General features: G+C 59.6%; 20 protein-coding genes. 9 read left to right on the forward strand and 11 right to left on the reverse strand.

Going from position 1 to position 24,352, the window contains the following annotated elements; genetic code table 11:
• Positions 1-186: 186 nt before the first annotated feature.
• The 4 genes from C3F38_RS08385 to nagB form a co-directional block, all read right to left on the reverse strand.
• Complete coding sequence (locus C3F38_RS08385; RefSeq protein ID WP_004939957.1) at positions 187-939, reverse strand: HAD-IIA family hydrolase; 753 nt, start codon at positions 937-939, stop codon at positions 187-189.
• 67 nt (positions 940-1,006) lie between these two features.
• Entirely contained in the window at positions 1,007-2,227 is a 1,221-nt protein-coding gene (locus C3F38_RS08390) for an N-acetylglucosamine repressor (RefSeq protein ID WP_004939956.1), read from the reverse strand.
• A 27-nt stretch (positions 2,228-2,254) separates the two neighbouring features.
• On the reverse strand, positions 2,255-3,394 hold the full coding sequence (nagA, locus tag C3F38_RS08395; RefSeq protein WP_038877480.1) for an N-acetylglucosamine-6-phosphate deacetylase: 1,140 nt from the start codon (positions 3,392-3,394) through the stop codon (positions 2,255-2,257).
• Positions 3,395-3,412: 18 nt separating this feature from the next.
• Positions 3,413-4,213 carry a glucosamine-6-phosphate deaminase gene (gene nagB, locus C3F38_RS08400; RefSeq protein ID WP_038877482.1) on the reverse strand — a complete coding sequence of 267 codons (801 nt, stop codon included), beginning with the start codon at positions 4,211-4,213 and terminating at the stop codon, positions 3,413-3,415.
• 334 nt (positions 4,214-4,547) lie between these two features.
• On the opposite strand from nagB, the gene nagE reads away from it, so the two are divergent.
• The 5 genes from nagE to C3F38_RS08425 all read left to right on the forward strand — a co-directional run bounded on the left by nagE (position 4,548) and on the right by C3F38_RS08425 (position 13,515).
• Positions 4,548-6,584 (forward strand): N-acetylglucosamine-specific PTS transporter subunit IIBC, encoded by a 2,037-nt coding sequence (nagE, locus tag C3F38_RS08405; protein ID WP_047728512.1) that lies wholly within the window; start codon positions 4,548-4,550, stop codon positions 6,582-6,584.
• Positions 6,585-6,824: 240 nt separating this feature from the next.
• Positions 6,825-8,489, forward strand: coding sequence for a glutamine--tRNA ligase (gene glnS, locus C3F38_RS08410; protein ID WP_055316094.1), 1,665 nt, complete (start codon positions 6,825-6,827; stop codon positions 8,487-8,489).
• 578 nt (positions 8,490-9,067) lie between these two features.
• Positions 9,068-10,471 carry an OprD family outer membrane porin gene (locus tag C3F38_RS08415; protein WP_038877490.1) on the forward strand — a complete coding sequence of 468 codons (1,404 nt, stop codon included), beginning with the start codon at positions 9,068-9,070 and terminating at the stop codon, positions 10,469-10,471.
• Between the two features lie 46 nt (positions 10,472-10,517).
• Entirely contained in the window at positions 10,518-10,844 is a 327-nt protein-coding gene (gene chiQ, locus C3F38_RS08420; RefSeq protein ID WP_004939944.1) for a ChiQ/YbfN family lipoprotein, read from the forward strand.
• 13 nt (positions 10,845-10,857) lie between these two features.
• Positions 10,858-13,515, forward strand: a complete 2,658-nt coding sequence (locus C3F38_RS08425) for a beta-N-acetylhexosaminidase (RefSeq protein WP_103767397.1) — start codon at positions 10,858-10,860, stop codon at positions 13,513-13,515.
• A gap of 244 nt (positions 13,516-13,759) precedes the next feature.
• Here C3F38_RS08425 and fur read toward each other — a convergent pair whose 3' ends face one another.
• From fur to ybfF, 4 genes are all read right to left on the reverse strand, one after another.
• Positions 13,760-14,206 (reverse strand): ferric iron uptake transcriptional regulator, encoded by a 447-nt coding sequence (gene fur, locus C3F38_RS08430; RefSeq protein WP_019454058.1) that lies wholly within the window; start codon positions 14,204-14,206, stop codon positions 13,760-13,762.
• Positions 14,207-14,535: 329 nt separating this feature from the next.
• A complete protein-coding gene (gene fldA / locus C3F38_RS08435; protein WP_004939938.1) occupies positions 14,536-15,075 on the reverse strand; it encodes a flavodoxin FldA in 540 nt (179 codons plus the stop codon).
• A gap of 264 nt (positions 15,076-15,339) precedes the next feature.
• Complete coding sequence (gene ybfE / locus C3F38_RS08440) at positions 15,340-15,627, reverse strand: LexA regulated protein (protein WP_004939936.1); 288 nt, start codon at positions 15,625-15,627, stop codon at positions 15,340-15,342.
• Positions 15,628-15,883: 256 nt separating this feature from the next.
• Positions 15,884-16,657, reverse strand: coding sequence for an esterase (gene ybfF / locus C3F38_RS08445; protein ID WP_080346880.1), 774 nt, complete (start codon positions 16,655-16,657; stop codon positions 15,884-15,886).
• Positions 16,658-16,881: 224 nt separating this feature from the next.
• Here ybfF and seqA point away from each other — a divergent pair, with 224 nt between their 5' ends.
• The 4 genes from seqA to C3F38_RS08465 all read left to right on the forward strand — a co-directional run bounded on the left by seqA (position 16,882) and on the right by C3F38_RS08465 (position 20,277).
• The gene (seqA, locus tag C3F38_RS08450) at positions 16,882-17,424 is read left to right on the forward strand and encodes a replication initiation negative regulator SeqA (RefSeq protein WP_047728505.1); all 543 of its coding nucleotides are present in this window, start codon (positions 16,882-16,884) and stop codon (positions 17,422-17,424) included.
• A 77-nt stretch (positions 17,425-17,501) separates the two neighbouring features.
• Complete coding sequence (gene pgm, locus C3F38_RS08455; protein ID WP_047730774.1) at positions 17,502-19,145, forward strand: phosphoglucomutase (alpha-D-glucose-1,6-bisphosphate-dependent); 1,644 nt, start codon at positions 17,502-17,504, stop codon at positions 19,143-19,145.
• Positions 19,146-19,336: 191 nt separating this feature from the next.
• A complete protein-coding gene (locus tag C3F38_RS08460) occupies positions 19,337-19,978 on the forward strand; it encodes a PadR family transcriptional regulator (RefSeq protein ID WP_048232930.1) in 642 nt (213 codons plus the stop codon).
• Positions 19,978-20,277 (forward strand): DUF3861 domain-containing protein, encoded by a 300-nt coding sequence (locus C3F38_RS08465; protein WP_047728501.1) that lies wholly within the window; start codon positions 19,978-19,980, stop codon positions 20,275-20,277. The genes C3F38_RS08460 and C3F38_RS08465 overlap by 1 nt, the downstream gene beginning before the upstream one ends.
• Positions 20,278-20,304: 27 nt before the next feature.
• Here the strand turns inward: C3F38_RS08465 and kdpE are convergent, their stop codons facing one another.
• The 3 genes from kdpE to kdpC form a co-directional block, all read right to left on the reverse strand.
• A complete protein-coding gene (gene kdpE / locus C3F38_RS08470) occupies positions 20,305-20,994 on the reverse strand; it encodes a two-component system response regulator KdpE (RefSeq protein WP_047728498.1) in 690 nt (229 codons plus the stop codon).
• 16 nt (positions 20,995-21,010) lie between these two features.
• On the reverse strand, positions 21,011-23,707 hold the full coding sequence (gene kdpD / locus C3F38_RS08475; RefSeq protein WP_047728496.1) for a two-component system sensor histidine kinase KdpD: 2,697 nt from the start codon (positions 23,705-23,707) through the stop codon (positions 21,011-21,013).
• A gap of 73 nt (positions 23,708-23,780) precedes the next feature.
• On the reverse strand, positions 23,781-24,350 hold the full coding sequence (gene kdpC, locus C3F38_RS08480; protein WP_055311935.1) for a potassium-transporting ATPase subunit KdpC: 570 nt from the start codon (positions 24,348-24,350) through the stop codon (positions 23,781-23,783).
• Between the last annotated feature and the right edge of the window lie 2 nt (positions 24,351-24,352).

Consider the following 24,352-nt stretch of genomic DNA (forward strand, 5'->3'; position numbering starts at 1 on the left):
AGCCTCATTAATTAGGGGTAAAGGTTTTCCGCTGGCCGGCAATATCAGCTATTGGCGGGGCGTAAGGTTATAATGAGGATTTTTAGCGCAGGCAGGCTGAAACCTTTTGTGGCCATGAACGAATTAAATTCAAACTGCGGTCAGGAAGAGAGAAATAATGGCGGCCGGGCAGCCGCCATAAATGCATCAGAAGATGGTGATATCGGCAACGGAAGGGTAGACGTAGCTCGGGCGGAACGGCATGGTTTCGATGTCGCTCAGCGTGGAGACGCCGGACAGCACCAGCACGGTTTCCAGACCGGCCTGGAAGCCCGCCAGAATGTCGGTGCGCAGGTTGTCGCCGACGATCACCGTCTCTTCCGAGTGCGCCTGCATTTTGTTCAATGCGGCGCGAATGATCCACGGGCTGGGCTTGCCGACGTAAAACGGCTTGCGGCCGGTGATCTTCTCGATGGGGGCGCACAGCGCGCCGCAGGCCGGCGAGAAGCCGTGGCCGTGGCTATCTGGGTTGGTGGCGATAAAGCGTGCGCCGTTACTGACGAAGTAGGCGGCCTTGTGCATCATGTCCCAGTTGTAAGAGCGGGTTTCACCGACGATCACGAAATCCGGGTTGATGTCGGTGATGGTGAAACCGGCTTTGTACAGCTCATGGATCAGGGCGCCTTCGCCGACCACGTAGGCTTTTTTGCCTTCCTGGCGGCGCAGGAAATCGGCGGTGGCCATCGCCGAGGTATAGAACGCGCTCTCCGGCACTTCCAGCCCGGCGGCGGCGAAGCGGTTCGCCAGATCCTGCGCGGTCTGTGACGGGTAGTTGGTCAGCACCACCAGCGGCATGCCTTGTTCCTGGATGCGCGCCAGGAACAGATCGGCGCCGGGCACCGGCGTATTGTCATGCAGCAGCACGCCGTCGATATCGCATATAACGTTTTTGATTTTCATTTGTTGCTGTTTCTCATGATTACGGCAGGCAAGGGGTGACGATAACACACCTGCCAGAAGCGGCGGATCAGCTTTCCAGCAATCGCTGCAAGAGCACGCCGTTGAGCATCGCGCGTTTGGCCAGGGCGAAAGCGCCGATCGCCGAGCGATGATTGAGTTCGGAGGTCACCACCGGCAGATTTTTGCGGAAGTCCTTCAGCACCTGGGTATTGATGCAGCTCTGGATCGCCGGCAGCAGCACCTTGTCCGCTTCGGTGATCTCACCGGCGATCACCACCTTCTGCGGGTTGAACAGGTTGATGGCGATGGCCACCGCCTTGCCCAGATAGCGGCCGACGTGTTCGATCACTTCGCTGGCCAGCAGATCGCCGCGGTTGGCGGCCTTGCAGATGGCGTTGATGCCGCAGTCTTCCAGCGTCAGTTTGCTCGGGTAGCCCTGGCTCAGCAGCTGGCGCACGCGCTGTTCGATCGCCGCGTTGGCGGCTACGGTTTCCAGGCAGCCGAAGTTGCCGCAGTGGCAGCGTTCACCCAGCGGATCGATCTGGATATGGCCGATTTCGCCGACGTTGCCGTTATTGCCGAGAAAAATCTGCCCGTTGACGATGATGCCGGCGCCGGTACCGCGGTGCAGTCGCACCAGAATCGAGTCTTCGCAGTCGCGGGTAGCACCGAAGTAGTGCTCCGCCAGCGCCAGGCTGCGGATGTCGTGGCCGACGAAGCTGGTGACGTTGAAGCGCTGCTGCAGGTTGTCGACCAGCGCCCAGTTGCTGACGCTGATGTGCGGCATGTAGCGCACCACGCCCAGCGCCGGATCCACCAGGCCGGGCAGGATCACCGCGATGGCGATCAGCTCGCGCAGGCGGCGCTGGTTTGCTTCGATGAATTGGGCGATGGCGGCGAACAGCGCATTTTCCAGCGTTTCCTGGGTGCGTTCCGGCAGCGGATAGTGTTCTTCGCTGAGCGATTTACCGCTCATGTCATACAGGGTGATGGTGGCGTCGTGGCGGCCGAGACGCACCGCGACGGTATGGAAATGACGGGTTTCCGACACGATGGAGATCGCGCGGCGGCCGCCGGTGGAGGCTTGCTGATCGACTTCTTTGATCAGCCCGCGCTCCAGCAGCTGGCGAGTAATTTTGGTGACGCTGGCGGGAGCAAGCTGGCTGAGTTCGGCAATTTGAATGCGCGAGATCGGGCCCTGCTGGTCGATCAGGCGGTAAACTGCCGCGCCGTTAAGCTGTTTGACTAAGTCAACGTTCCCTATTTGTGCTTGTCCGCCAGTGCTCATCAATAATGTTACTCGCTGTTCATTGAATTAAACCTCGTTACCGTTAACGAGCGTTTTGGTGATCTTGAAATCACGGGTGAAGGCGGTCAGGTTAGCCACCTTGCCGGCTTCGATAGTGCCCAGACGCTGCTCGACGCCGATGGCGCGCGCCGGATACAGCGTCGCCATGCGCAGCGCTTCGTCCAGCGCGATGCCGATATGCTCGACACTGTTTTGCACCGCTTCGATCATGGTCAGCGCGGAACCGCTCAGGGTACCGTTCTCATCCACGCACAGCCCATCCCGATAGTATATTGTTTTACCGGCGAAAATAAATTGGTCAATATCTGCACCTGCCGGTGCGGTCGCGTCGGTGACCAATACCAATTTATCACCTTTCAGGCGTTTGGCGTTACGGATACTCGCCCAGGCCACGTGATGGCCGTCGGCGATGATGCCGGTATAGACCTCCGGCGTATCGAAGATCGCCCCCATCAGCCCCGGTTCGCGGCCGGTGATATACGGCATGGCGTTGTACAGGTGGGTGGCGAAGCTGATGCCGGCGGCGAAGCCGGTGCGTGCCTGATCGTAGGTGGCGTTCGAGTGGCCGGCGGAGACCACGATGCCGGCCTCGGTCAACTGCTTGATAACGTGCGGCTCAACCATTTCCGGCGCCAGCGTCACCTTGGTGATCACGTCGGCGTTGGCGCACAGGTAATCGATCATGTCCTGCGTTGGCTTGCGAATGAACGCCGGGTTATGGGTGCCTTTTTTCACCGGGCTGAGGTAGGGCCCTTCCAGGTGCAGGCCCAGCGCCTGGTTTTGGTGCTTTTTCAGATAAGCGCGCATCACGTCGACGCTGTGCTTCATGAATTCGTCGCTGCTGGTGATCAGCGTCGGCAGATAGCTGGTGCAGCCGGATTTCTCGTTGGCGCGCTGCATGATCTCCAGCGTTTCTTCCGAAATCGCTTCCAGCGAATCGTTGAACTGGACGCCGCCGCAGCCGTTCAGCTGCACGTCGATAAGCCCGGGGGCCAGGATGGCGCCACCCAGGTCGCGCGTTTCGATGCCGGCGGGCAATTCAGCCGCCGGGCAGACTCTCTCGATCAGCCCATCAGCGATAATGACTGCATGGTCATCAAGTACGTCGTGGCCGGTATAGATCCGGCCGTGGGTTAAAGCGAACATCGTAGCCCCCTGCAAAGATTAAAGACTTTTTACGCTTTCCGCTTCTAACTCACGGAAATATTTGACGGTTTTGACTTTCAGCTCCATAGTAGCCGGCTCGTCGCACACCACGACCGCTTTGGCGTGCAGCTGCAGGCAGCTGATGGTCCACATGTGGTTGATGTTGCCTTCCACCGCGGCTTCCAGCGCCTGCGCCTTGGCGTGGCCAGTCACCAGGATCATCACTTCTTCCGCGTCCAGCAGCGTGCCCACGCCGACGGTCAGCGCATATTTCGGCACCAGGCTGACATCGCCGCCGAAGAAGCGCGAGTTGGCGATGCGGGTGTCTTCGGTCAGCGTTTTGATGCGGGTGCGCGAACCCAGAGACGAAGCCGGCTCGTTGAACGCGATATGGCCGTCGATGCCCACGCCCCCCATGAACAGGTTAATTTTGCCGTAAGACTTGATCTTCTCTTCGTACTGGCGGCACTCGGCGTTGACATCCGCGGCGTTGCCGTTCAGCAGGTTGATATTTTCACGAGGGATATCAACGTGGTCAAAGAAGTTGCGGTACATGAAGGTGTGGTAGCTTTCCGGGTGTTCCTGCGGCAGGCCAACGTACTCGTCCATGTTGAAAGTCACAACATGCTTAAAGCTTACTTCACCTGCTTTGTGCATCGCAATCAGATGTTTGTAGGCTTCCAGCGGCGTACCGCCGGTGGGCAGGCCGAGGACAAACGGGCGCTCTGCGGTTGGCTTGAATGCGTTGATGCGTTGAACGATATGACGCGCGGCCCATTTGCCGACTTGTGCGGTATCTTTCAGTGGGATAAGTCTCATCTAACACCTCTTGGGATAAGTAAACTAAAGCTATACTGTACGGGCCTGCGGGAGTCGTAAGCGTAACCCAGCTTTATGATTCTCGCGTGAATCGTCCGTCCGGTTGATTTTTTGAATGATAAAATAAGTTTTGTGTGATGGCCAGCAATCTGGGAGGTAAAGACTACTTTTTGGTGATATTTATCACAAAAAGGGAGGTTTTAATTTGCGATACAAAATAAATTTTTTACACTCGGCATGAGTGATACGTGCCAAGCATTGTTTCTAAAAAGGTAGTGAGAGATCCAAATAAACTACTAATAGGGTCCGTCCGCGGACAACATAGGGGGAAAAGGTGAACATTCTTAGTTATTTGCAAAAGGTGGGACGGGCGCTGATGGTGCCGGTGGCCACGCTGCCTGCCGCCGCCATCTTGATGGGCGTCGGGTACTGGATTGACCCTGTTGGTTGGGGCGGCGACAACGCGCTTGCCGCATTATTTATCAAATCCGGTTCAGCCATTATCGATCATATGGCCGTGCTGTTCGCCATCGGTGTGGCCTACGGCATGTCCAAAGACAAGGACGGCTCTGCCGCACTGACCGGCTTCGTCGGTTTCCTGGTGCTGACCACCCTCTGTTCACCGGCCGCCGTGTCGATGATTCAGAAGATCCCCCTCGATCAGGTGCCTGCCGCGTTCGGCAAAATTGAAAACCAGTTCGTCGGTATTCTGGTGGGGATCATCTCCGCCGAAGTGTATAACCGCTTCAGCGGCGTCGAGCTGCCTAAGGCGCTGTCGTTCTTCAGCGGCCGCCGCCTGGTGCCGATCCTCATTTCCTTCCTGATGATCCTGGTTGCTTACATCCTGATGTTCGTCTGGCCAGTGGTGTTCGGCGCTCTGGTGAGCTTCGGCGAACACATCCAGAAATTGGGCTCCGTCGGCGCGGGCATCTATGCCTTCTTCAACCGTCTGCTGATCCCGGTCGGCCTGCACCACGCACTGAACTCGGTGTTCTGGTTCGACGTGGCCGGCATCAACGATATCCCTAACTTCCTCGGCGGCCAGCAGTCGATCGAAGCCGGTAAAGCGGTCGTCGGCATCACCGGCCGTTATCAGGCGGGCTTCTTCCCGATCATGATGTTTGGTCTGCCGGGCGCAGCGCTGGCTATCTATCACTGCGCGCGCCCTGAGAATAAGGCGAAAGTGCTGGGGATCATGATGGCGGGGGCATTCGCTGCCTTCTTTACCGGCATCACCGAACCGCTGGAATTCTCCTTCATGTTTGTGGCGCCGGTGCTGTATGTGCTTCACGCGATCTTGACCGGGATTTCCGTCTTCATCGCCGCCAGCATGCACTGGATTGCCGGTTTCGGCTTCAGCGCCGGTTTGGTGGATATGGTGCTGTCGTCGCGCAACCCGTTGGCGACCCACTGGTACATGCTGATCCCGCAAGGTCTGGTGTTCTTCGTTATCTACTATGTGGTGTTCCGCTTCACCATCAATAAATTCAACCTGATGACCCCGGGCCGCGAGCTGGCGGTTGCCGGTGACGAAACCGACGGTTATGACGTCAACGTCAACAGCAACGCCGGTAAAGACGAGAACGAAACTACCACGCTGGCCCGTCGCTACGTCGGCGCGATTGGCGGTTCCGACAACCTGACCGGCATCGACGCCTGCATTACCCGCCTGCGTTTGAACGTGAAAGATTCCGCGCTGGTGAACGACGCATTGGCGAAACGCCTCGGCGCATCCGGCGTTATCCGCCTGAACAAGCAGAGCGTGCAAGTGATCGTCGGCACCCGTGCTGAACTTATCGCCAGCGCAATGCGCAATGTGATTGCCGCCGGCCCGGTAGCGGCAGCGGCGGCCCCGGCGGCGGCTCCTGCGGCGGAAGCCAAACCGCAGGCGGTACCGAACGCACCGAAAACCGCGTTTGAAACGCTGGTGGCGCCGGTGACCGGTGAAGTCGTGGCGCTCGATCAGGTGCCGGACGAAGCTTTCGCCAGCAAGGCGGTAGGTGACGGCCTGGCGATTCGCCCGACCGACAACATCGTCGTGGCGCCGGCGGACGGCACCGTGGTGAAAATCTTCAATACCAACCACGCGTTCTGCCTGGAAACCGACAAGGGCGCCGAGATCGTGGTGCACATGGGGATCGACACCGTCGCGCTGGAAGGCCAGGGCTTCAAACGCCTGGTGGAAGAGGGCGCGGAAGTGAAAGCCGGTCAACCGATTCTGGAACTGGATCTGGATTATCTGAACGCTAACGCGCGTTCGATGATAAGCCCGGTGGTGGTCAGCAACTCTGACGACTACGCCGGCCTGGCGGCGCTGGCCAGCGGCTCTGTCGTCGCCGGTCAGACCAAGCTGTACGAGATCCAAAAGTAAGGCCGTTTTTACCTGAGTAGTACCGGGGGCCGGCCACGCATCATGGCGGAGTTTGCCCCGACTTGGCGGGAAGAGAGCGATCTCTTCCCGCTTTTTTTATTCCGTTTCGCCCCACGGCGGTGCGCTGCGCGCCGACGGTGCAACGCGCCGCATTTTTCGTGAAACAAACGGTTGTTTCCAGACGTGGCTTGTTGGATCATAGGCGGTTATGTGTAGCGCTTTGCATTGAGGAACAGTGAAATGAGTGAGGCTGAAGCCCGCCCAACCAATTTTATCCGTCAGATCGTCGATGAAGATCTGGCGTCGGGGAAACACACGTCGGTACATACCCGCTTCCCACCGGAGCCTAACGGCTATCTGCATATCGGCCACGCCAAGTCCATCTGCCTGAACTTCGGCATCGCCAAGGACTATCAGGGCCAGTGCAACCTGCGTTTCGATGACACCAACCCGGTGAAAGAAGACATCGAGTTCGTGGAGTCAATCAAGCACGACGTGGAGTGGCTGGGCTTTGAGTGGAGCGGCAACGTTCGTTACTCCTCAGACTATTTCGATCAGCTGCACCAGTATGCGGTTGAGCTGATCACCAAGGGCCTGGCCTACGTCGATGAGCTGTCGCCGGAGCAGATCCGTGAATATCGCGGCACCCTGACCGCGCCCGGTAAAGACAGCCCGTACCGCGGCCGCAGCGTGGAAGAGAACCTGGCGCTGTTCGAGAAGATGCGCAACGGCGAGTTCGCCGAAGGCGCCGCCTGCCTGCGCGCCAAGATCGATATGGCTTCGCCGTTTATCGTGATGCGCGATCCGGTGCTGTACCGCATCAAGTTCGCCGAACACCACCAGACCGGTAACAAATGGTGCATCTATCCGATGTACGATTTCACCCACTGCATTTCCGATGCGCTGGAAGGGATCACCCATTCGCTGTGCACCCTGGAATTCCAGGATAACCGCCGTCTGTATGACTGGGTGCTGGATAACATCACCATTCCTTGCCACCCGCGTCAGTACGAGTTTTCGCGTCTCAACCTCGAATACGCCATCATGTCGAAGCGCAAGCTGCACCAGCTGGTGGCCGAGAAGATCGTCGAGGGCTGGGACGATCCCCGTATGCCGACCGTCTCCGGTCTGCGCCGTCGCGGTTATACCGCCGCCTCGATTCGCGAGTTCTGCCTGCGCATCGGCGTGACCAAGCAAGACAACAACGTCGAGATGGTGGCGCTGGAATCCTGCATCCGCGACGATCTGAACGAGAACGCGCCGCGCGCTATGGCGGTGCTGGATCCGGTGAAAATCGTCATCGAGAACATGGGCGATGCGGTGGAAATGGTCACCATGCCTAACCACCCGAACAAACCGGAAATGGGCAGCCGCGATGTGCCGTTCAGCCGCGAGATCTATATCGATCGCGCCGACTTCCGCGAAGAAGCCAACAAGCAGTACAAGCGTCTGGTGCTGGGCAAGGAAGTGCGTCTGCGCAATGCGTACGTGATCAAGGCCGAGCGCGTCGAGAAGGACGAAGCGGGCGAGATCGCCACCATCTTCTGCAGCTACGATGCGGAAACGCTGAGCAAAGATCCTGCCGACGGCCGCAAGGTGAAGGGCGTGATCCACTGGGTGTCAGCGACGCACGCGCTGCCGGCGGAAATTCGCCTGTACGATCGCCTGTTCAGCGTGCCTAATCCGGGCGCGGCGGAGGATTTCCTCTCCACCATCAACCCGGAATCGCTGGTCATCAAGCACGGCTTCGTCGAGCCGAGCCTGGCGGCTGCACAGCCGGAGAAAGCCTATCAGTTCGAGCGTGAAGGTTACTTCTGCGCCGACAACCGTCACTCGTCGGCCGAGCATCTGGTGTTTAACCGCACCGTCGGCCTGCGTGACACCTGGGCGAAAATCGAAGGCTAATCTTATTCGCCTCGAAAATTAATGAATCAGCGCGGCTTTAAGCCGCGCTTTTTTATGCCTGCGCTCAGCTCACGCTCTATTTCTCTCTCATTTTATCCGGGATGCGTTTAATTAATGGCGACGCATTAACCCATTAGTTCTCTTATATTGGCTCTATTAGTCTTCATTTTTTCTTATATATTCGTGATGCGAATTAATTTCATTTGGAGAGCGCTCTCAATTTTTATCGTCTGACTGACGAATTTGGTCAGGCTGAAACCATTAATCGTCTCTGGTTGACCTGGTATCTCAATTTATTCTGATTTAATTGAATTTTTTATTCGACAGCCTCTATGATCGCCAGCGTAACAAATTCTCACTGATATGTGCTCCTTGTCATACTTTGACAAATCCCCCGCATTTTTTGTTTGATAATTCGCGTCGCGAAAAATAGTCTGTCTGTAGCAATTAGTGCTGTGGGAATAACATCTCGTCGGCAATATTTTTTACCCGTTCGGGTTTTTTATTGGCAGTCGTGCAGGGCAGTGGTGAACACAGGCGGCTGCAACTTTTAAGTTAAGTCAAAGAGGAATTTCAATATGGGTACGCACGGTGCTCAGCGTAAAACGCTGGCGCTCGCAGTCGCGGGCGCGCTGTTGGGAACAGGGTTTGCCATGGCGCCTGAGGCGAAAGCCGCAGGGTTTATCGATGATTCCACGCTGACCGGCGGCATTTATTACTGGCAACGTGAGCGCGACCGTAAAGATCTCAATCCGGACAGCAAGGATTACAACCAATACACCACCAACCTGTCGCACTCCACCGCCAACCTGAGCCTGGATTTCGCTTCGGGCTACGCCTGGGACATGTTTGGTCTGGACGTCGGTGCCTTTACCGCCATCGAGCTGGCAGAATCCAGCGCCAGCGGCCACCCGAACGAGATCGCGTTCTCCTCGAAAAACCGTACCTACGACGAAGACTATTCCGGTGACAAAGGCGGCGTGAGCCTGTACAAAGCCGCCGCCAAATTCAAATACGGCCCGGTCTGGGCGCGCGCCGGCTATATTCAGCCGAGCGGCCAAACCCTGCTGGCGCCGCACTGGAGCTTTATGCCGGGCACCTATCAGGGGGCCGAAGCCGGCGCCAAGTTCGACTACGGCGACGCCGGCGCGTTGAGCTTCTCCTACATGTGGACCGACAAATACAAGGCGCCGTGGCATATCGAGATGGACGACTTCCGCCAGAACGATAAGAAAACGCGCGTCTCCTACCTGCACTCGCTGGGCGCCAAGTACGATTTCAAAAACGATCTGGTGCTGGAAGCCGCCTTCGGCCAGGCGCAGGGTTATGTGAATCAATACTTCACCAAGGCGTCTTACAAATTCGATGTGCTCGGCAACCCGCTGACCACCAGTTACCAGTTCTACGGTGCGGAAGACCGCATCAGCGACAAGAACGATCCGAACAGCATCTACGACGGCCTGGCCTGGCTGCAGGCGCTGACCTTCGGTTACACCACCGGCCAATTCAACTGGCGTCTGGAAGGCACCATGGTCAAGGCGGAAGGCAACCAGGGCTTCTTCCTGCAGCGCATGACCCCGACCTACGCCTCGTCCAACGGTCGTCTGGACGTGTGGTGGGATAACCGCTCTGACTTTAACGCCAACGGCGAGAAAGCGGTGTACGCCGGCGTGATGTATGACCTCAGCAACTGGAACCTGCCGGGCATGGCGGTCGGCGGCTCCTACGTTTACGCCTGGGACGCCAAGCCGAGCACCAACCCGATCTACGATCAGAGCCAGCGCCTGAAAGAGAGCGCCTGGAGTCTGGACGCGATGTACACCATCCAGGAAGGGCGCGCCAAGGGCACCCTGATCAAGCTGCACTACACCCAGTATGACAACCACACCAACATCCCGAGCTGGGGCGGCGGTTACGGCAACATCTTCCAGGACGAGAAAGACGTCAAGTTCATGGTCATCGCGCCATTCACCATCTTCTGATGTGTTCCCCGGCCTCGCCGCCGGGGGCAGTTAAGGGAATTCAACGATGAAAAAAATCATGCTGATGTTGGCGGCCGCCGCGGCCTTGAGCGCCTGTGCGCAACCCGCCGCGCCGCCGGAAGACGCCAAATTGAAGCAGGCTTACAGCGCCTGCATCAACACCGCCGAAGGTTCGCCGGAGCGTCTGCAGCCCTGCAAGGCGGTGCTGAACGTGCTGAAACAAGAGAAGCAGCACCAGCAGTTCGCCGCGCAGGAAACGGTGCGGGTGATGGATTATCAGAACTGCATTATGGCGGTGCACAGCGGTAACGGTCAGGCTTACGACGCCAAGTGCGGCAAGCTGTGGCAAGAAATTCGCGATAACAATAATTAAGAAGGACAAGAACATGAACGCATTCAAACTGAGCGCATTAGCCGCGTTGACGGCAACGATGGGGTTCCTGGGCGGCATGGGAAACGCCATGGCCGATCAACAGCTGGTGGATCAGCTGAGCCAGCTGAAGCTGAACGTAAAAATGCTGGATAACCGCGCCGGCGAAAACGGCGTGGATTGCGCGGCGCTGGGCGCCGATTGGGCCTCTTGCAACCGGGTGTTGTTCACCCTCAGCAACGACGGCCAGGCGATCGACGGCAAAGACTGGGTCATCTATTTCCACAGCCCGCGCCAGACCCTGCGGGTAGACAACGACCAGTTCAAGATTGCTCACCTCACCGGCGATCTGTACAAGCTGGAGCCGACCGCCAAATTCAGCGGCTTCCCGGCCGGTAAGGCGGTGGAAATCCCGGTGGTCGCCGAATATTGGCAGCTGTTCAGAAACGACTTCCTGCCGCGCTGGTATGCCACGTCCGGCGACGCCAAGCCGAAAATGCTGGCGAATACCGACACCGAAAACCTGGACCAGTTTGTGGCGCCGTTCACCGGCGACCAGTGGAAGCGCACCAAGGACGACAAAAACATTCTGATGACGCCGGCTTCGCGCTTTGTCAGCAATGCCGATCTGCAGACGCTGCCTGCCGGCGCGCTGCGCGGCCAGATCGTGCCGACGCCGATGCAGGTGAAGGTTCACGCGCAGGACGTCGATTTACGCAAGGGGGTATCGCCGGATCTGAGCACGCTGGTCAAGCCGGCGGCGGAGGTCGTCAACCAGCGCTTCGCGCTGCTGGGCGTGCCGGTTCAGGCCAACGGCTATCCGATCAAGACCGACATCCAGCCGGGCAAGTTTAAAGGCGCGATGGCGGTGCCGGGCGCCTATGAGCTGAAAATCGGCAAGAAAGAGGCGCGGGTGATCGGCTTCGATCAGGCCGGGGTGTTCTACGGGCTGCAGTCGATCCTGTCGTTAGTGCCGAGCGACGGCAGCGGCAAGATTGCCACGCTCGACGCCAGCGATGCGCCGCGCTTCCAGTATCGCGGCATTTTCCTCGACGTGGCGCGCAATTTCCATAAGAAGGACGCGGTGCTGCGCCTGCTGGATCAGATGGCGGCCTACAAGCTCAACAAATTCCACTTCCACCTGAGCGATGACGAAGGCTGGCGCATCGAGATCCCCGGTTTGCCTGAGCTGACGGAGGTCGGCGGCCAGCGCTGCCATGATCTGAGCGAAACCACCTGCCTGCTGCCGCAGTATGGCCAGGGGCCGGACGCCTACGGCGGCTTCTTCAGTCGTCAGGACTATATCGACATCATCAAATACGCCCAGGCGCGCCAGATTGAGGTGATCCCGGAGATCGACATGCCGGCACACGCCCGCGCCGCGGTGGTCTCGATGGAAGCGCGCTATAAAAAGCTGCATGCCGCCGGGAAAGAGCAGGAGGCCAACGAATTCCGCCTGGTGGATCCGACCGATACCTCCAATACCACCTCCGTGCAGTTCTTTAACCGTCAGAGCTACCTGAACCCATGCCTGGATTCTTCCCAACGCTTTGTCGATAAGGTGATTGGCGAGATTGCCCAGATGCATAAAGAAGCCGGTCAGCCGATTAAGACCTGGCACTTTGGCGGCGACGAAGCGAAAAACATCCGCCTGGGCGCCGGCTACACCGATAAGGCGAAACCGGAGCCGGGCAAAGGCATCATCGATCAGAGCAACGAAGACAAGCCGTGGGCCAAGTCGCAGGTGTGCCAGACGATGATCAAAGAAGGCAAGGTGGCCGACATGGAGCATCTGCCGAGCTACTTCGGCCAAGAGGTCAGCAAGCTGGTGAAGGCGCACGGCATCGACAGAATGCAGGCCTGGCAAGACGGCCTGAAAGACGCCGAGAACGCGAAGGCGTTCGCCACCTCGCGCGTGGGCGTCAACTTCTGGGATACCCTGTACTGGGGCGGTTTCGATAGCGTCAACGACTGGGTTAATAAAGGGTATGAAGTGGTGGTTTCCAACCCGGACTACGTCTACATGGACTTCCCTTACGAGGTGAACCCGGACGAGCGCGGTTACTACTGGGGCACCCGCTTCAGCGACGAGCGCAAGGTGTTCAGCTTCGCGCCGGACAACATGCCGCAGAACGCGGAAACTTCGGTCGACCGCGACGGCAACCACTTCAACGCCAAGAGCGACAAGCCGTGGCCGGGCGCCTACGGGCTGTCCGCTCAGCTGTGGAGCGAAACCCAGCGCACCGATCCGCAGATGGAATACATGATCTTCCCACGCGCGCTGTCGGTGGCTGAACGCGCCTGGCACCGCGCCGGTTGGGAGCAGGACTATCGCGCCGGCCGCGAATACAAAGGCGGGGAAACCCACTTTGTCGATACCAAGACGCTGGAGAAAGACTGGCTGCGCTTCGCCAATATCCTGGGGCAGCGTGAACTGGCCAAGCTGGACAAGGGCGGCGTCGCTTACCGTCTGCCGGTGCCGGGCGCACGCGTAGCGGGCGGCAAGCTGGAGGCGAATATCGCGCTGCCGGGGTTGGGCATCGAGTACTCCACCGACGGCGGCAAGCAGTGGCAGCGCTATGACGCCAAGGCCAAGCCTGCTGTGTCCGGTGAGGTGCAGGTGCGTTCGGTTAGCCCGGACGGCAAGCGCTACAGCCGTGCCGAGAAGGTCTAAGCCCGGTGCAACGGCCTGCTGCCCTGGCGGCGGCCGTATAACGAAGGGGGAATGCGTTCGCCCGCGCGTGTCGGCGTAGGGCGGACGTTGTAGTGAGAGTAGTACGTGGAGTCGCTGTGCCGCTGCAATTGTGATATTTCATGACATGATTTTCCCCGGCTGGTCCGGGGATTTTTTTGCCCTTTGCACGGCGGGCATAAAAAAACCGCCTCGGCGTGAGGCGGTTTTTCATAGCCGGTCAGGCTTATTTCTTGTCGTGCAGCGTTTCGTCTTCGCGACAGTCACCGGTTTCACAGTGGCCGTACAGGTACAGGCTGTGGTTGGTGAGCTTGATGCCGTGCTGCTTGGCGATGTCACGCTGGCGCACTTCGATGGATTCGTCGCTGAATTCGATCACTTTGCCGCAGTCCAGGCAAATCAGGTGATCGTGGTGATGCTGTTGGGTCAGCTCGAACACGGACTTGCCGCCTTCGAAATTGTGACGAGTCACAATGCCCGCATCGTCAAACTGGTTCAGTACGCGATAAACCGTTGCCAGCCCGATCTCTTCGCCCATATCAATCAGTTTTTTGTACAAATCTTCCGCACTGACGTGATGGCATTCCGGATTTTGCAGTACTTCCAGGATTTTGAGTCGCGGAAGCGTGACTTTTAAGCCGGCCTTCTTCAATGCGATGTTGTTGTCGGTCATGCGAATTCAGTCCTGTTACTATGCTAATCAAGTTGAGGCGTACTCGCCTGTGGCATCGGTCGGCACAAAGAGTTAATGCGTCTCATTATAGAACCGGTTGTACTAAATGGAAACCGCCGGTTGTTAACAAAGATATAATTGCACTATTGCATGTTTTGCATGCAACGCCTTGATGGATGGGATAAACCGATATCTCAGTCTACCGTGACGGGGTGGGAAGTTACAAATCTGTAGCTTCTATCGCAGCAATCCCTGCTGCCGATGACGGCCCTGTGGGCACACTATGCACTTTACAGGGCCTTTGTTCAACCTTTCGCCAGCGCCGGGGCTTAGCCGACGATATCGGCCAGGCTCAGCTCTTCGACGATTTGTTTGACCCAGGCGTCCACGCGCTCGTTGGTCAGCTCAGGCTGACGGTCTTCGTCGATCGCCAGACCGATGAAGTGGTTGTCGTCCGCCAGGCCTTTGGAGGCCTCGAAGTGGTAGCCTTTGGTCGGCCAGTGGCCGACGATGGCCGCGCCGCGCGGTTCGATAATGTCGCGGATGGTGCCCATCGCGTCACAGAAGTATTCCGCGTAGTCTTCCTGGTCGCCGCAGCCGAACAGCGCCACCAGTTTGCCGTTGAAGTCGACTTCTTCCAGCGTCGGGAAGAAATCATCCCAGTCACACTGCGCTTCACCGTAGTACCAGGTCGGGATACCCAGCAGCAGGATATCGAACCCTTCCAGGTCTTCTTTGCTGCTTTTAGCGATGTCATGCACTTCAGAGACGTCGTCGCCAAACTGTTTCTGGAGAATTTTCTGGATCATTTTGGCAATGTTTTCGGTATTGCCAGTGTCGCTGCCAAAGAAAATGCCTACAGTAGCCATATCGCGTATAACCTTTAAATTCAAGTAATTGCATTACTCGACGCCGGCACTGCCGCCGCTGACGCCGATTAAAATGATGCCATGGCAAGAGCCTTTCGCCTCCGGGGCGGGCGCCGACAGGCGCAGTCTCTTACCGGTAAATGCGTATCATGCCAGAAAGTGGCGCCGGGGTTTTATCGCATTTATGCGATGCCGGAGAATGAAGAAAAGCGTGGTCGATCCGGCGTTGTCCTTAACGCCGCGCCGCGCGTGCGGCCGAAGAGATCAATGTTCCGGCTGTTCTTCCGCCAGTTGTGCCAACAGCATCTGCTCGATGAGTTCGCTGCGGCTGATGTTGCGCTGTTCCGCCAGTTTGTTCAGGGCGTCCACCGCATCCGCGTTGATTTTCAGCTCTACGCGCCGCAATCCACGCACTTTATCGCGCCGTAACTGATTGCGCTTATTGATTCTAAGCTGTTCATCGCGGGAAAGCGGGTTGGTTTTCGGGCGCCCCGGACGGCGTTCATCTGCGAACAGATCCAGCGTCGTGCGATCCGTTTGTTCTTTTGCCATAGGTAGCGGTACTGCAAGGGAGTTTGCATCAAAAAGCGCTCGCACGCTTCCGGAGGCATCGGTTAACACACTTCGGGCCAATAAACCCTAACCCAAATTCACCCCCGAACCGGCGTTCGCGAACGCGCTGGCGCGGCGGCAAAATTATAGCGCGCCATATTACCCCAGCAGATGGAGCGACGACAATGCCTAACTGCGGGCTAAACGCGCTAAGCCGTTATCTTTAGCGCGTTTTTTCGCCAGGTGAGCGAGTTTTTCAGGCTTCGTCGAGGAAACGGTGGATGGCGCGCAGCACCGCTTCCGGTTTTTCGGCGTGAACCCAATGGCCGGTGCCGGCGACGACGTGTGCGCGGGCCTGAGGGAATTGGCGGGCGATGGCCGCACGGTAGCTGTCCTGCACGTACGGCGACAGGCCGCCGCGAATGAACAGGGTCGGGTGCGGCCAGGCCGGCACATCCTGCCAGCCGGTGATGTCTTCGTAGCGTTCGATCAGCACCGGCAGGTTGAAGCGCCATTCGCCGTTGTGGAAGGACTTCAGCAGGAACTGGATCACGCCTTCTTCCTGCAGGTAGTCGCGCATCAGCTGGGCGGCCGCCTGGCGCTGGGTGATGCCGGCGGCGCTGACGGCCTTCAGCGCGGCGAAGATCTCGTCGTGACGGCGGGTCTGGTAATCCACCGGCGCCACATCGATGACGATCAGCCTGGCGACGCGCTCGGGCGCGATGGCGGTCAGCGCCATCGCCGCTTTGCCGCCCATCGAATGACCGATGACGATCGCTTTCTCCAACTGCAGTTCGTCGAGCAGCGCCAGCAGATCCTGCGCCATGGCGGGGTAGTTCATGTCGTCGGCGCGCGGGGAGAGGCCGTGGTTGCGCAGATCGACCTTGATCACCGTGTGCTGTTTATGCAGATCGCGCGCCAGCACGCCCAGGTTGTCCAGATTGCCGAACAGCCCGTGGATCAGCAGCACCGGCAGCGCGTCTGACTCGGCGGCCAGCAGTTGATAATGTAATTTCATGGCGAAGTTCATACTGAGAGAGATTCAGATTAGGGTATCATGATTGAATCGCACGATGAATCATGCGGAATTTTCGCGGCGCGGGCTTGGCAGTGCCGGCTATAGGTATTAGTCTGCATTTTCCGTCCGGAGGCACATTGTTGTGTTCGCCCCAGCGCTTTTAACCTTATAATCCCATGGCTTGAATGCAGGATCTGGCTTCAGGTTCTAAGTAGAAAAAACAGTATTGGATAAAGATGAAAACTATTGAAGTCGACGAAGAGCTTTACCGTTATATTGCCAGCCACACGCAACACATCGGTGAAAGCGCGTCCGATATTTTACGCCGCATGTTGAAATTCACCGCCGGGCAACCGGTGCGCGCGTTGCCTGCCGCCAGTGCGCCGCAGTCCGGCGAGCTGGAAAAAACGGCGCCGGCGCAGCGTCCGCGCGATCGCGTGCGCGCCATGCGCGAGCTGCTGCTGTCGGATGAATATGCCGAGCAGAACAAAGCGGTCAACCGTTTCATGCTGGTGCTGTCCACGCTGTATACCCTCGATGCCGCCGGTTTCGCCGCCGCCACCGAGGCGTTGACCGGCCGTACCCGCACCTATTTCGCCGGCGATCAGCAGACCCTGCTGGCCAACGGCACGCATACCAAGCCAAAGCATGTACCGGGCACCCCTTACTGGGTGATCACCAATACCAATACCGGCCGCAAACGCAGCATGATCGAACACATCATGCAGGCCATGCAGTTCCCGGCGGAACTGATCGAGAAAGTTTGCGGTACCGTCTAATTTAGCGAACAGCCCGTCATGATGGCCGTGCGCGACGTATTTGCCCGGTCACCGACAGGGATGAGGGAGATATGTCGATGGCGAATAATCCACGTGCCGGGCAGCCCGCCCGCCAAAGCGATCTGATCAACGTAGCCCAGCTGACGTCGCAGTACTATGTGCTGCAACCGGAAGCCGGCAATCCCGCACATGCGGTGAAGTTTGGCACCTCCGGCCACCGCGGCAGCGCGCAGCGCCACAGCTTTAACGAAGCGCACATCCTCGCCATCGCTCAGGCGATCGCCGAAGTTCGTCATCAGCAGGGCACCACCGGCCCGTGCTACGTGGGCAAAGATACCCATGCGCTGTCCGAGCCGGCCTTCATTTCCGTGCTGGAAGTGCTGACCGCCAACGGCGTCGATGTGATCGTGCAGGAAAACAACGGCTTCACGCCAACGCCGGCGGTATCGCACGCCATTCTGTGCCACAACCGCCGCGGCGGCGCGCAGGCCGACGGCATCGTCATTACGCCGTCCCATAACCCACCGGAAGACGGCGGCATCAAGTACAACCCGCCGAACGGCGGCCCGGCCGACACCAACCTGACGTCGGTGATCGAAAAGCGCGCCAACGAACTGTTGGCGCAACAGTTGAAAGGCGTTCAGCGCCAGTCGCTGGACAAGGCCTGGAAAAGCGGCCACCTGCACGCCAAAGACCTGGTGCAGCCTTATGTCGAAGGCCTGGTTGAGGTGGTCGACATGCCGGCTATCCAACGTGCCGGCCTGAAATTGGGCGTGGATCCGCTTGGCGGTTCCGGCATCGCCTACTGGCAGCGCGTGGCGGAGCACTACAAGCTGGATCTGACGCTGGTGAACGATTCCATCGATCAGACCTTCCGCTTTATGCACCTGGACCACGACGGCATCATCCGCATGGACTGTTCGTCCGAGTCGGCGATGGCCGGCCTGCTGGCGCTGCGCGACAAATTCGATCTGGCGTTTGCCAACGATCCGGATTACGACCGCCATGGCATCGTCACGCCGAAGGGCCTGATGAACCCGAACCATTATCTGGCGGTAGCCATCAACTACCTGTTCCAGCATCGCCCACAGTGGGGCGCCGATGTGGCGGTAGGTAAAACGCTGGTGTCCAGCGCAATGATCGACCGCGTGGTGGCCGACCTGGGCCGCAAGCTGGTGGAAGTGCCGGTCGGCTTCAAGTGGTTCGTGGACGGCCTGTTCGACGGCAGCCTGGGCTTCGGCGGCGAAGAGAGCGCCGGGGCCTCGTTCCTGCGCTTCAACGGCAAACCGTGGTCGACGGACAAAGACGGTATCATCATGTGCCTGCTGGCGGCTGAAATCACCGCGGTAACCGGTGAAAACCCGCAGCATCACTATGACGATCTGGCCAAGCGCTTCGGTGCGCCAAGCTACAACCGCATTCAGGCGCCGGCGACTGCGGCGCAAAAAGCGGCGCTGTCCAAGCTGTCGCCGGAGATGGTCAAGGCCAATACCCTGGCGGGCGACCCGATCACCGCCCGTCTGACTGCGGCACCGGGCAACGGCGCGTCGATTGGCGGCCTGAAAGTGATGACCGACAACGGCTGGTTCGCGGCCCGTCCTTCCGGTACCGAAGACGCATACAAGATCTACTGCGAGAGCTTCCTCGGGGCGGAACACCGCGAGAAGATCGAGCACGAAGCGGTCGAGATCGTCAGCGAAGTGTTGGCTTCCGCCAAGTAATCGCTTTTCTTGATTGATAAAAAGCGCTGTTTTTACAGCGCTTTTTTTATGCCTGTAATTTAGATATATCTTTTTATCGGCGCACGCTTGCGCATTTAGATATATCGATCTAGATTAGCGTTATCGATGCTGTTTAGATATATCTAAACAACCTCGTATTGATGTTTACTGTTAAAGCGAGGTATCACCCTATGTTTCATCGATTAGGTTTACACCGGCATCACCACCACCATCATGAATGCGAAGACGGTCGCCGTCATCGCGGTGGGCGCCATCACTTCGGCGGCGAAGGCGAGGAGCACGGCCGGGGTGGGCGCGGCGGCCGGGGCGGGCGCCACCGTCTGTTCGAGCACGGCGATCTGCGTCTGGTGCTGCTGGCGCTGGTGGCGCGCAAGCCCAGCCACGGCTATGAGCTGATCAAGGCGATTGAGGAGGCTTCATCCGGCCTGTACGTGCCGAGCCCGGGGGTGATTTACCCCACGCTGACGCTGCTGGAAGAGCAGGATTTCCTTGAGCCGCTCACCACCGGCAACGGCCGCAAAAGCTACCGCATTACCGCCGCGGGCGAGGGCGAGCTGCAAAAGCATCAACAGGTGGTTGACGTCATTCTGGCGCGCCTGGCGGGCGCCGGCCGCGAGCATCATCGGCACGGCAATCTGGCGGAAGGCATTTATGACGCCATGAACCGCCTGCGCAGCCTACTGCGCGGCAACGTGATGCGCGCCGATCTTACGCCGCAGCAGGTGGAGCGCATCAACGCCGCGTTGCTGACCGCCGTGGCGGCGATCGAAAGCGAAATGCATATTCAACCCACGCAGCAGGAGAAGAACTGATGCCCGGCCACCGTTTTACTATTACCGTTGAAGCCCTGAGCGATCGCCAGGGCAATCCCGTTGAGAAAGCGCCGCTGAGTTTTGACGTGACCAACCACGACGATATTCTCGATATCGTGGAGCGCATCCGGGCGCGTGACGATCTGAACTTCGGCCCCGAGCAGAGCGCGGCCTTCGCCGTAGGCTTGAAGCTGTTCTCCGAAGTGATGATCGAAAACCGCAAACACCCGGTGTTCGCTCCGCTGCGCGATGCGTTTAAAGAATTTATGGTCGGATTGAAGAAGGGGCCGGCGGCGTAAAGGCGCGGCAAACCGCGCCCGCCGGGGTTAAGGCATGAAGCGATAGCCGACGCCGGTTTCGGTCAGCAGGTGTTTGGGCCGGGCCGGATCGGCTTCGAGCTTCTGCCGCAGGTGGCCCATGTAGATGCGCAGATAGTGGCTGTGCTCCACGTAGTTCGGCCCCCAGACGTGGCTCAACAGCTGGCGTTGGGTGATCACCTTGCCGGCGTTGGCCAGCAGCTCCGCCAACAGGCGAAACTCGATCGGTGTCAGATGCAGATCTTCGTCGTTGCGCAGTACCCGGCGATTCACCAGATCGACGGTGATTTCCGAAAAGCTTATCAGCGGGCTTTCCTGTTGGCTGCCGGAGTGGCGACGCAGTGCGACCCGCACCCGCGCCAGCAGCTCGCCGATGCCGAACGGTTTGCTGAGATAGTCGTCGGCGCCGGCGTCCAGCGCGGCGATTTTGTCCTCTTCGGCGTTGCGCGCCGACAGCACGATCACCGGAATGGCGCTCCACTGCCGCAGATCGCGGATGTAGCTCAGCCCGTCGCCGTCCGGCAAGCCCAAATCAAGAATGATCAGATCCGGTTTGCGCGTGCCGGCTTCAATCAACCCGCGCTGCAGCGTTTCACTTTCAAATACCCGCAGGCCTTCGCTCTCCAGCGCGGTGCGCACGAAGCGGCGGATCTCTTTTTCATCTTCAACAATTAGAATGTTGGTTGGCGTTATGCTCACGTTTCCCCTGCGTTGATTACAGATCGAAGGCGTCGCCGTCGATCTCGGGCGGTTTTTCCAGCGGCAGCACGAAGCGGAAGCTGGCACCGCCGTTGGCGCCGTTTTCCGCCCAGATGCGGCCATCATGCACTTCAATAATGGCACGGCAAATCGCTAACCCCAAGCCGACGCCGGGGATTGCCGACTCTTTATTGCCGCGTGAAAACTTGTCGAAAATCAGCTGCAGCTGATCGGCGGGGATGCCGGGGCCGTTATCCCAGACCTCGACTTCCAGCCACTCGGGCAGCGTGCGCGCGCGAATGCCGATGGTGGCCTCGGTGCCGGCGTATTTATTGGCGTTTTCCAACAGGTTGGTGAACACCCGCTCCAGCAGGCTGCCGTCGCAGTTCACCAGGATCTGTTCCGGCGGCAGCTCGACCACGATCGGATGCTGGCTGAGCAGCGGCTCCAGCATGTGCAGCGAGGCGCCGACGATCTCTTCCAGCGACTGCCACTCTTTGCGCAGGCTGAAACCGCCGGACTGGATGCGCGCCATATCCAGCAGGTTGTTCACCAGCCGGGTGGTGCTCAGCACCTGCTGGCGGATCTGGCTGGCCTGGGTGGCGTGATTGGAACCTTCGGCCGCCAGGTCCAGCGTGAGAATTTCCGCCTGGCCGAACAGCACCGTCAGCGGCGTGCGCAGATCGTGCGACAGCGCCGCCAGCAGCGAGTTGCGCAGCTGTTCGCGCTCGGCGTCCAGCTTGGCTTCTTCGGCGCTGCGCGCCAGGTGCAGCCGCTCCAGCGCGCTGGCGATCAGCACCGCGAAGGTCTGCAACAGCCGCTGCTGTTCCGGCACCATCAGCTGGCGCAGGTTATTGGGCTCGATCGCCAGCAGGCCGAAGGTCTGCTTGGGGGTATTGAGCGGCAGCAGCTGGTAAGGCACGCCGGGCAGGGTGTCGGTGCCGGCGCCGGCCGGCAGGCCTTTGTCGAAGCTCCAGCGTGCGATAGCCTCGTCTACCGACAGCAGCCCGCCTTCCTCGCCGACCATCTGTTGCAGGCGGCCGTCTTCCTGCGGCAGCAGCAGCACGGTTTTCGCCTGGAAACTGCTGGAGAGGAAGTGGCGGCTGGTGTTGGCGATGTCGGCCACGGTCAGCGCGCGGCTCAGCCCGCGCGACATTTCGTACAGGTGACGCGCCCGCTGCTCGCGGTAGCGCGCCACCCGGGCCTGATAACGCACTCCGGCGGTCAGGTTACCGATGATGATGCCGACGGCGAGCATCACGCCGAAGGTCAACAGGTACTGCATGTCGCTGACGGCGAACGACCATTCGGGCTGGACGAAGAACAGATCGAAACTGGCGACGTTGATCACCGCCGCCAGCACCGACGGCCAGCGGCCGAAGAACAGCGCGACGATCGCCACGCCGAGCAGATAGACCATCACCAGGTTGGCCTGATCGAAGCCCGGCAGCAGCCACTGCGAGAGCAGGGTAATCAGCGCGCACAGCGCCACCGCGACCGCGCAACCGCGCAGCTGCATGCGCCATTTATCATTGAAGCTGCGGCCGTCGTGCTCCTTGCCCGGCGGCGGTTGTGCGGTGTCGCTCTCCAGCGCCACGATCACCAGATCGAGATCCGGCCCCAGCCGGCCGAGGCGATCGGCGAAGCTGCCGCGCAGCTTCCAGCGCTGCTCGCTGCGGCGGCCGATGATGATTTTGCCGAGGTTATGCTCGCGGGCGTAGCGCAGCACCGCGCGCTCTTCGGAAGGATCGGCCAGCGTGGCGGTTTCTGCTCCCAGTTCCTGCGCCAGCCGCAGCGCGCGCAGAATGGCGCGGCGCTGGTTTTCCGGCAGCCGGTGCAGCTTGGGGGTTTCCACATAGACCGCATGCCAGTGGCAGCCGAGCCGCGCCGCCAGCCGGGCGGCGATGCGCACCAGCTTTTCGTTGCCGCTGTTGTGGCCGACGCACAGCAGAATGCTGTCGCGGGTGTGCCACACTTTCTCGCGCCCCTGGGTGTCGCGAAACTCGCGCATCTGGTCATCGACCCGATCGGCGGTGCGGCGCAGCGCCAGCTCGCGCAGGGCGATCAGGTTGCCTTTGCGGAAGAAGTGCTCAATGGCGCGCTCGGCCTGGCCGGGAATATACACTTTGCCTTCGTGCAGCCGCCGGCGCAGATCGTCCGGCGGCAGATCGACCAGCACCACTTCGCTGGCCTCGTCAAACACGTGGTCGGGCACCGTTTCGCGCACCCGCACGCCGGTCACGCCGCCCACTACGTCGTTCAGGCTTTCCAGATGCTGTACGTTGACGGTTGTCAGCACGTCGATGCCGGCATCCAGCAGCTCTTCCACATCCTGCCAGCGTTTGGGGTGGCGCGAACCGTGAGCGTTGCTGTGCGCCAGTTCATCCATCAACACCAGCGCCGGGTGGCGCGCCAGCGCGGCGTCGAGATCGAATTCATGCACCAGCCGGCCGCGATGCTGGATGCGTTTTTGCGGCAGCAGCGTCAGGCCGTCGAGCAGGGCGGCGGTCTCGCTGCGGCCGTGGGTTTCCACCACGCCGACCAGCACGTCCAGCCCCTGAGCGCGCAAACGCTGGGCTTCCTGCAGCATGGCGTAGGTTTTGCCGACGCCGGCGCAGGCACCGAAGAATACCTTCAATCGGCCGCGCGGTTTTTCATTGGCCATCGCCAGCAGGCTATCGGGATCGGGGCGCTGCTGCTCTTCTTCGACCATGACAATTCCTTGTGTTACCAAGCAAAAAGGGGTTCGGCATGCCGAACCCTATCACTATGCTGAATACGGCGCGTTACTTCAACGCATCCAGCGCCAGGTTCAGCTTCAGTACGTTCACCACCGATTCCCCCATGAAGTTGGGCGTGGCCCGATCGGTGTTGTCTTCGATCAGTTTGGCTATCTGTTCCGGCGGCAGATGCCGCGCCGCCGCGACCCGTGCCAGCTGATACTGTGCGGCGGCGATCGAGATCTGCGGATCCAATCCGCTGCCGGAGGCGGTCAGCAGATCGACCGGGATCGGGCCGCTCATCGCAGGGTTGGCCTGGCGCAGCTGTGCTGCGCGCTCGGCGATAGCCTTATCCAACGCCGGGTTGGTTGCCGCCAGGTTGCTGCCGGCAGAGGCCAGTGGATTATAGGCCGAATCGCCGGTGGCCGATGGGCGGCCCCAGAAATAGTCGGCGCGCGTGAAGTTCTGGCCGATCAGCGCGGAGCCGACCGCCTTGTCGCCCCGGTACAGCAGCGAACCGTTGGCCGCACCCGGAAACAGCAGCTGCGCCAACCCGGTGGTCAGCAGGGGATAGGCGATGCCGGTGATCAGCGTCAGCAGGATCAGCATCACCAGCGCAGGTCGTAAATAAGTCATGT

It is taken from the genome of Serratia sp. SSNIH1 (assembly GCF_002935055.1).
In the GTDB taxonomy this organism is placed as follows: Bacteria; Pseudomonadota; Gammaproteobacteria; order Enterobacterales; family Enterobacteriaceae; genus Serratia; species Serratia nevei.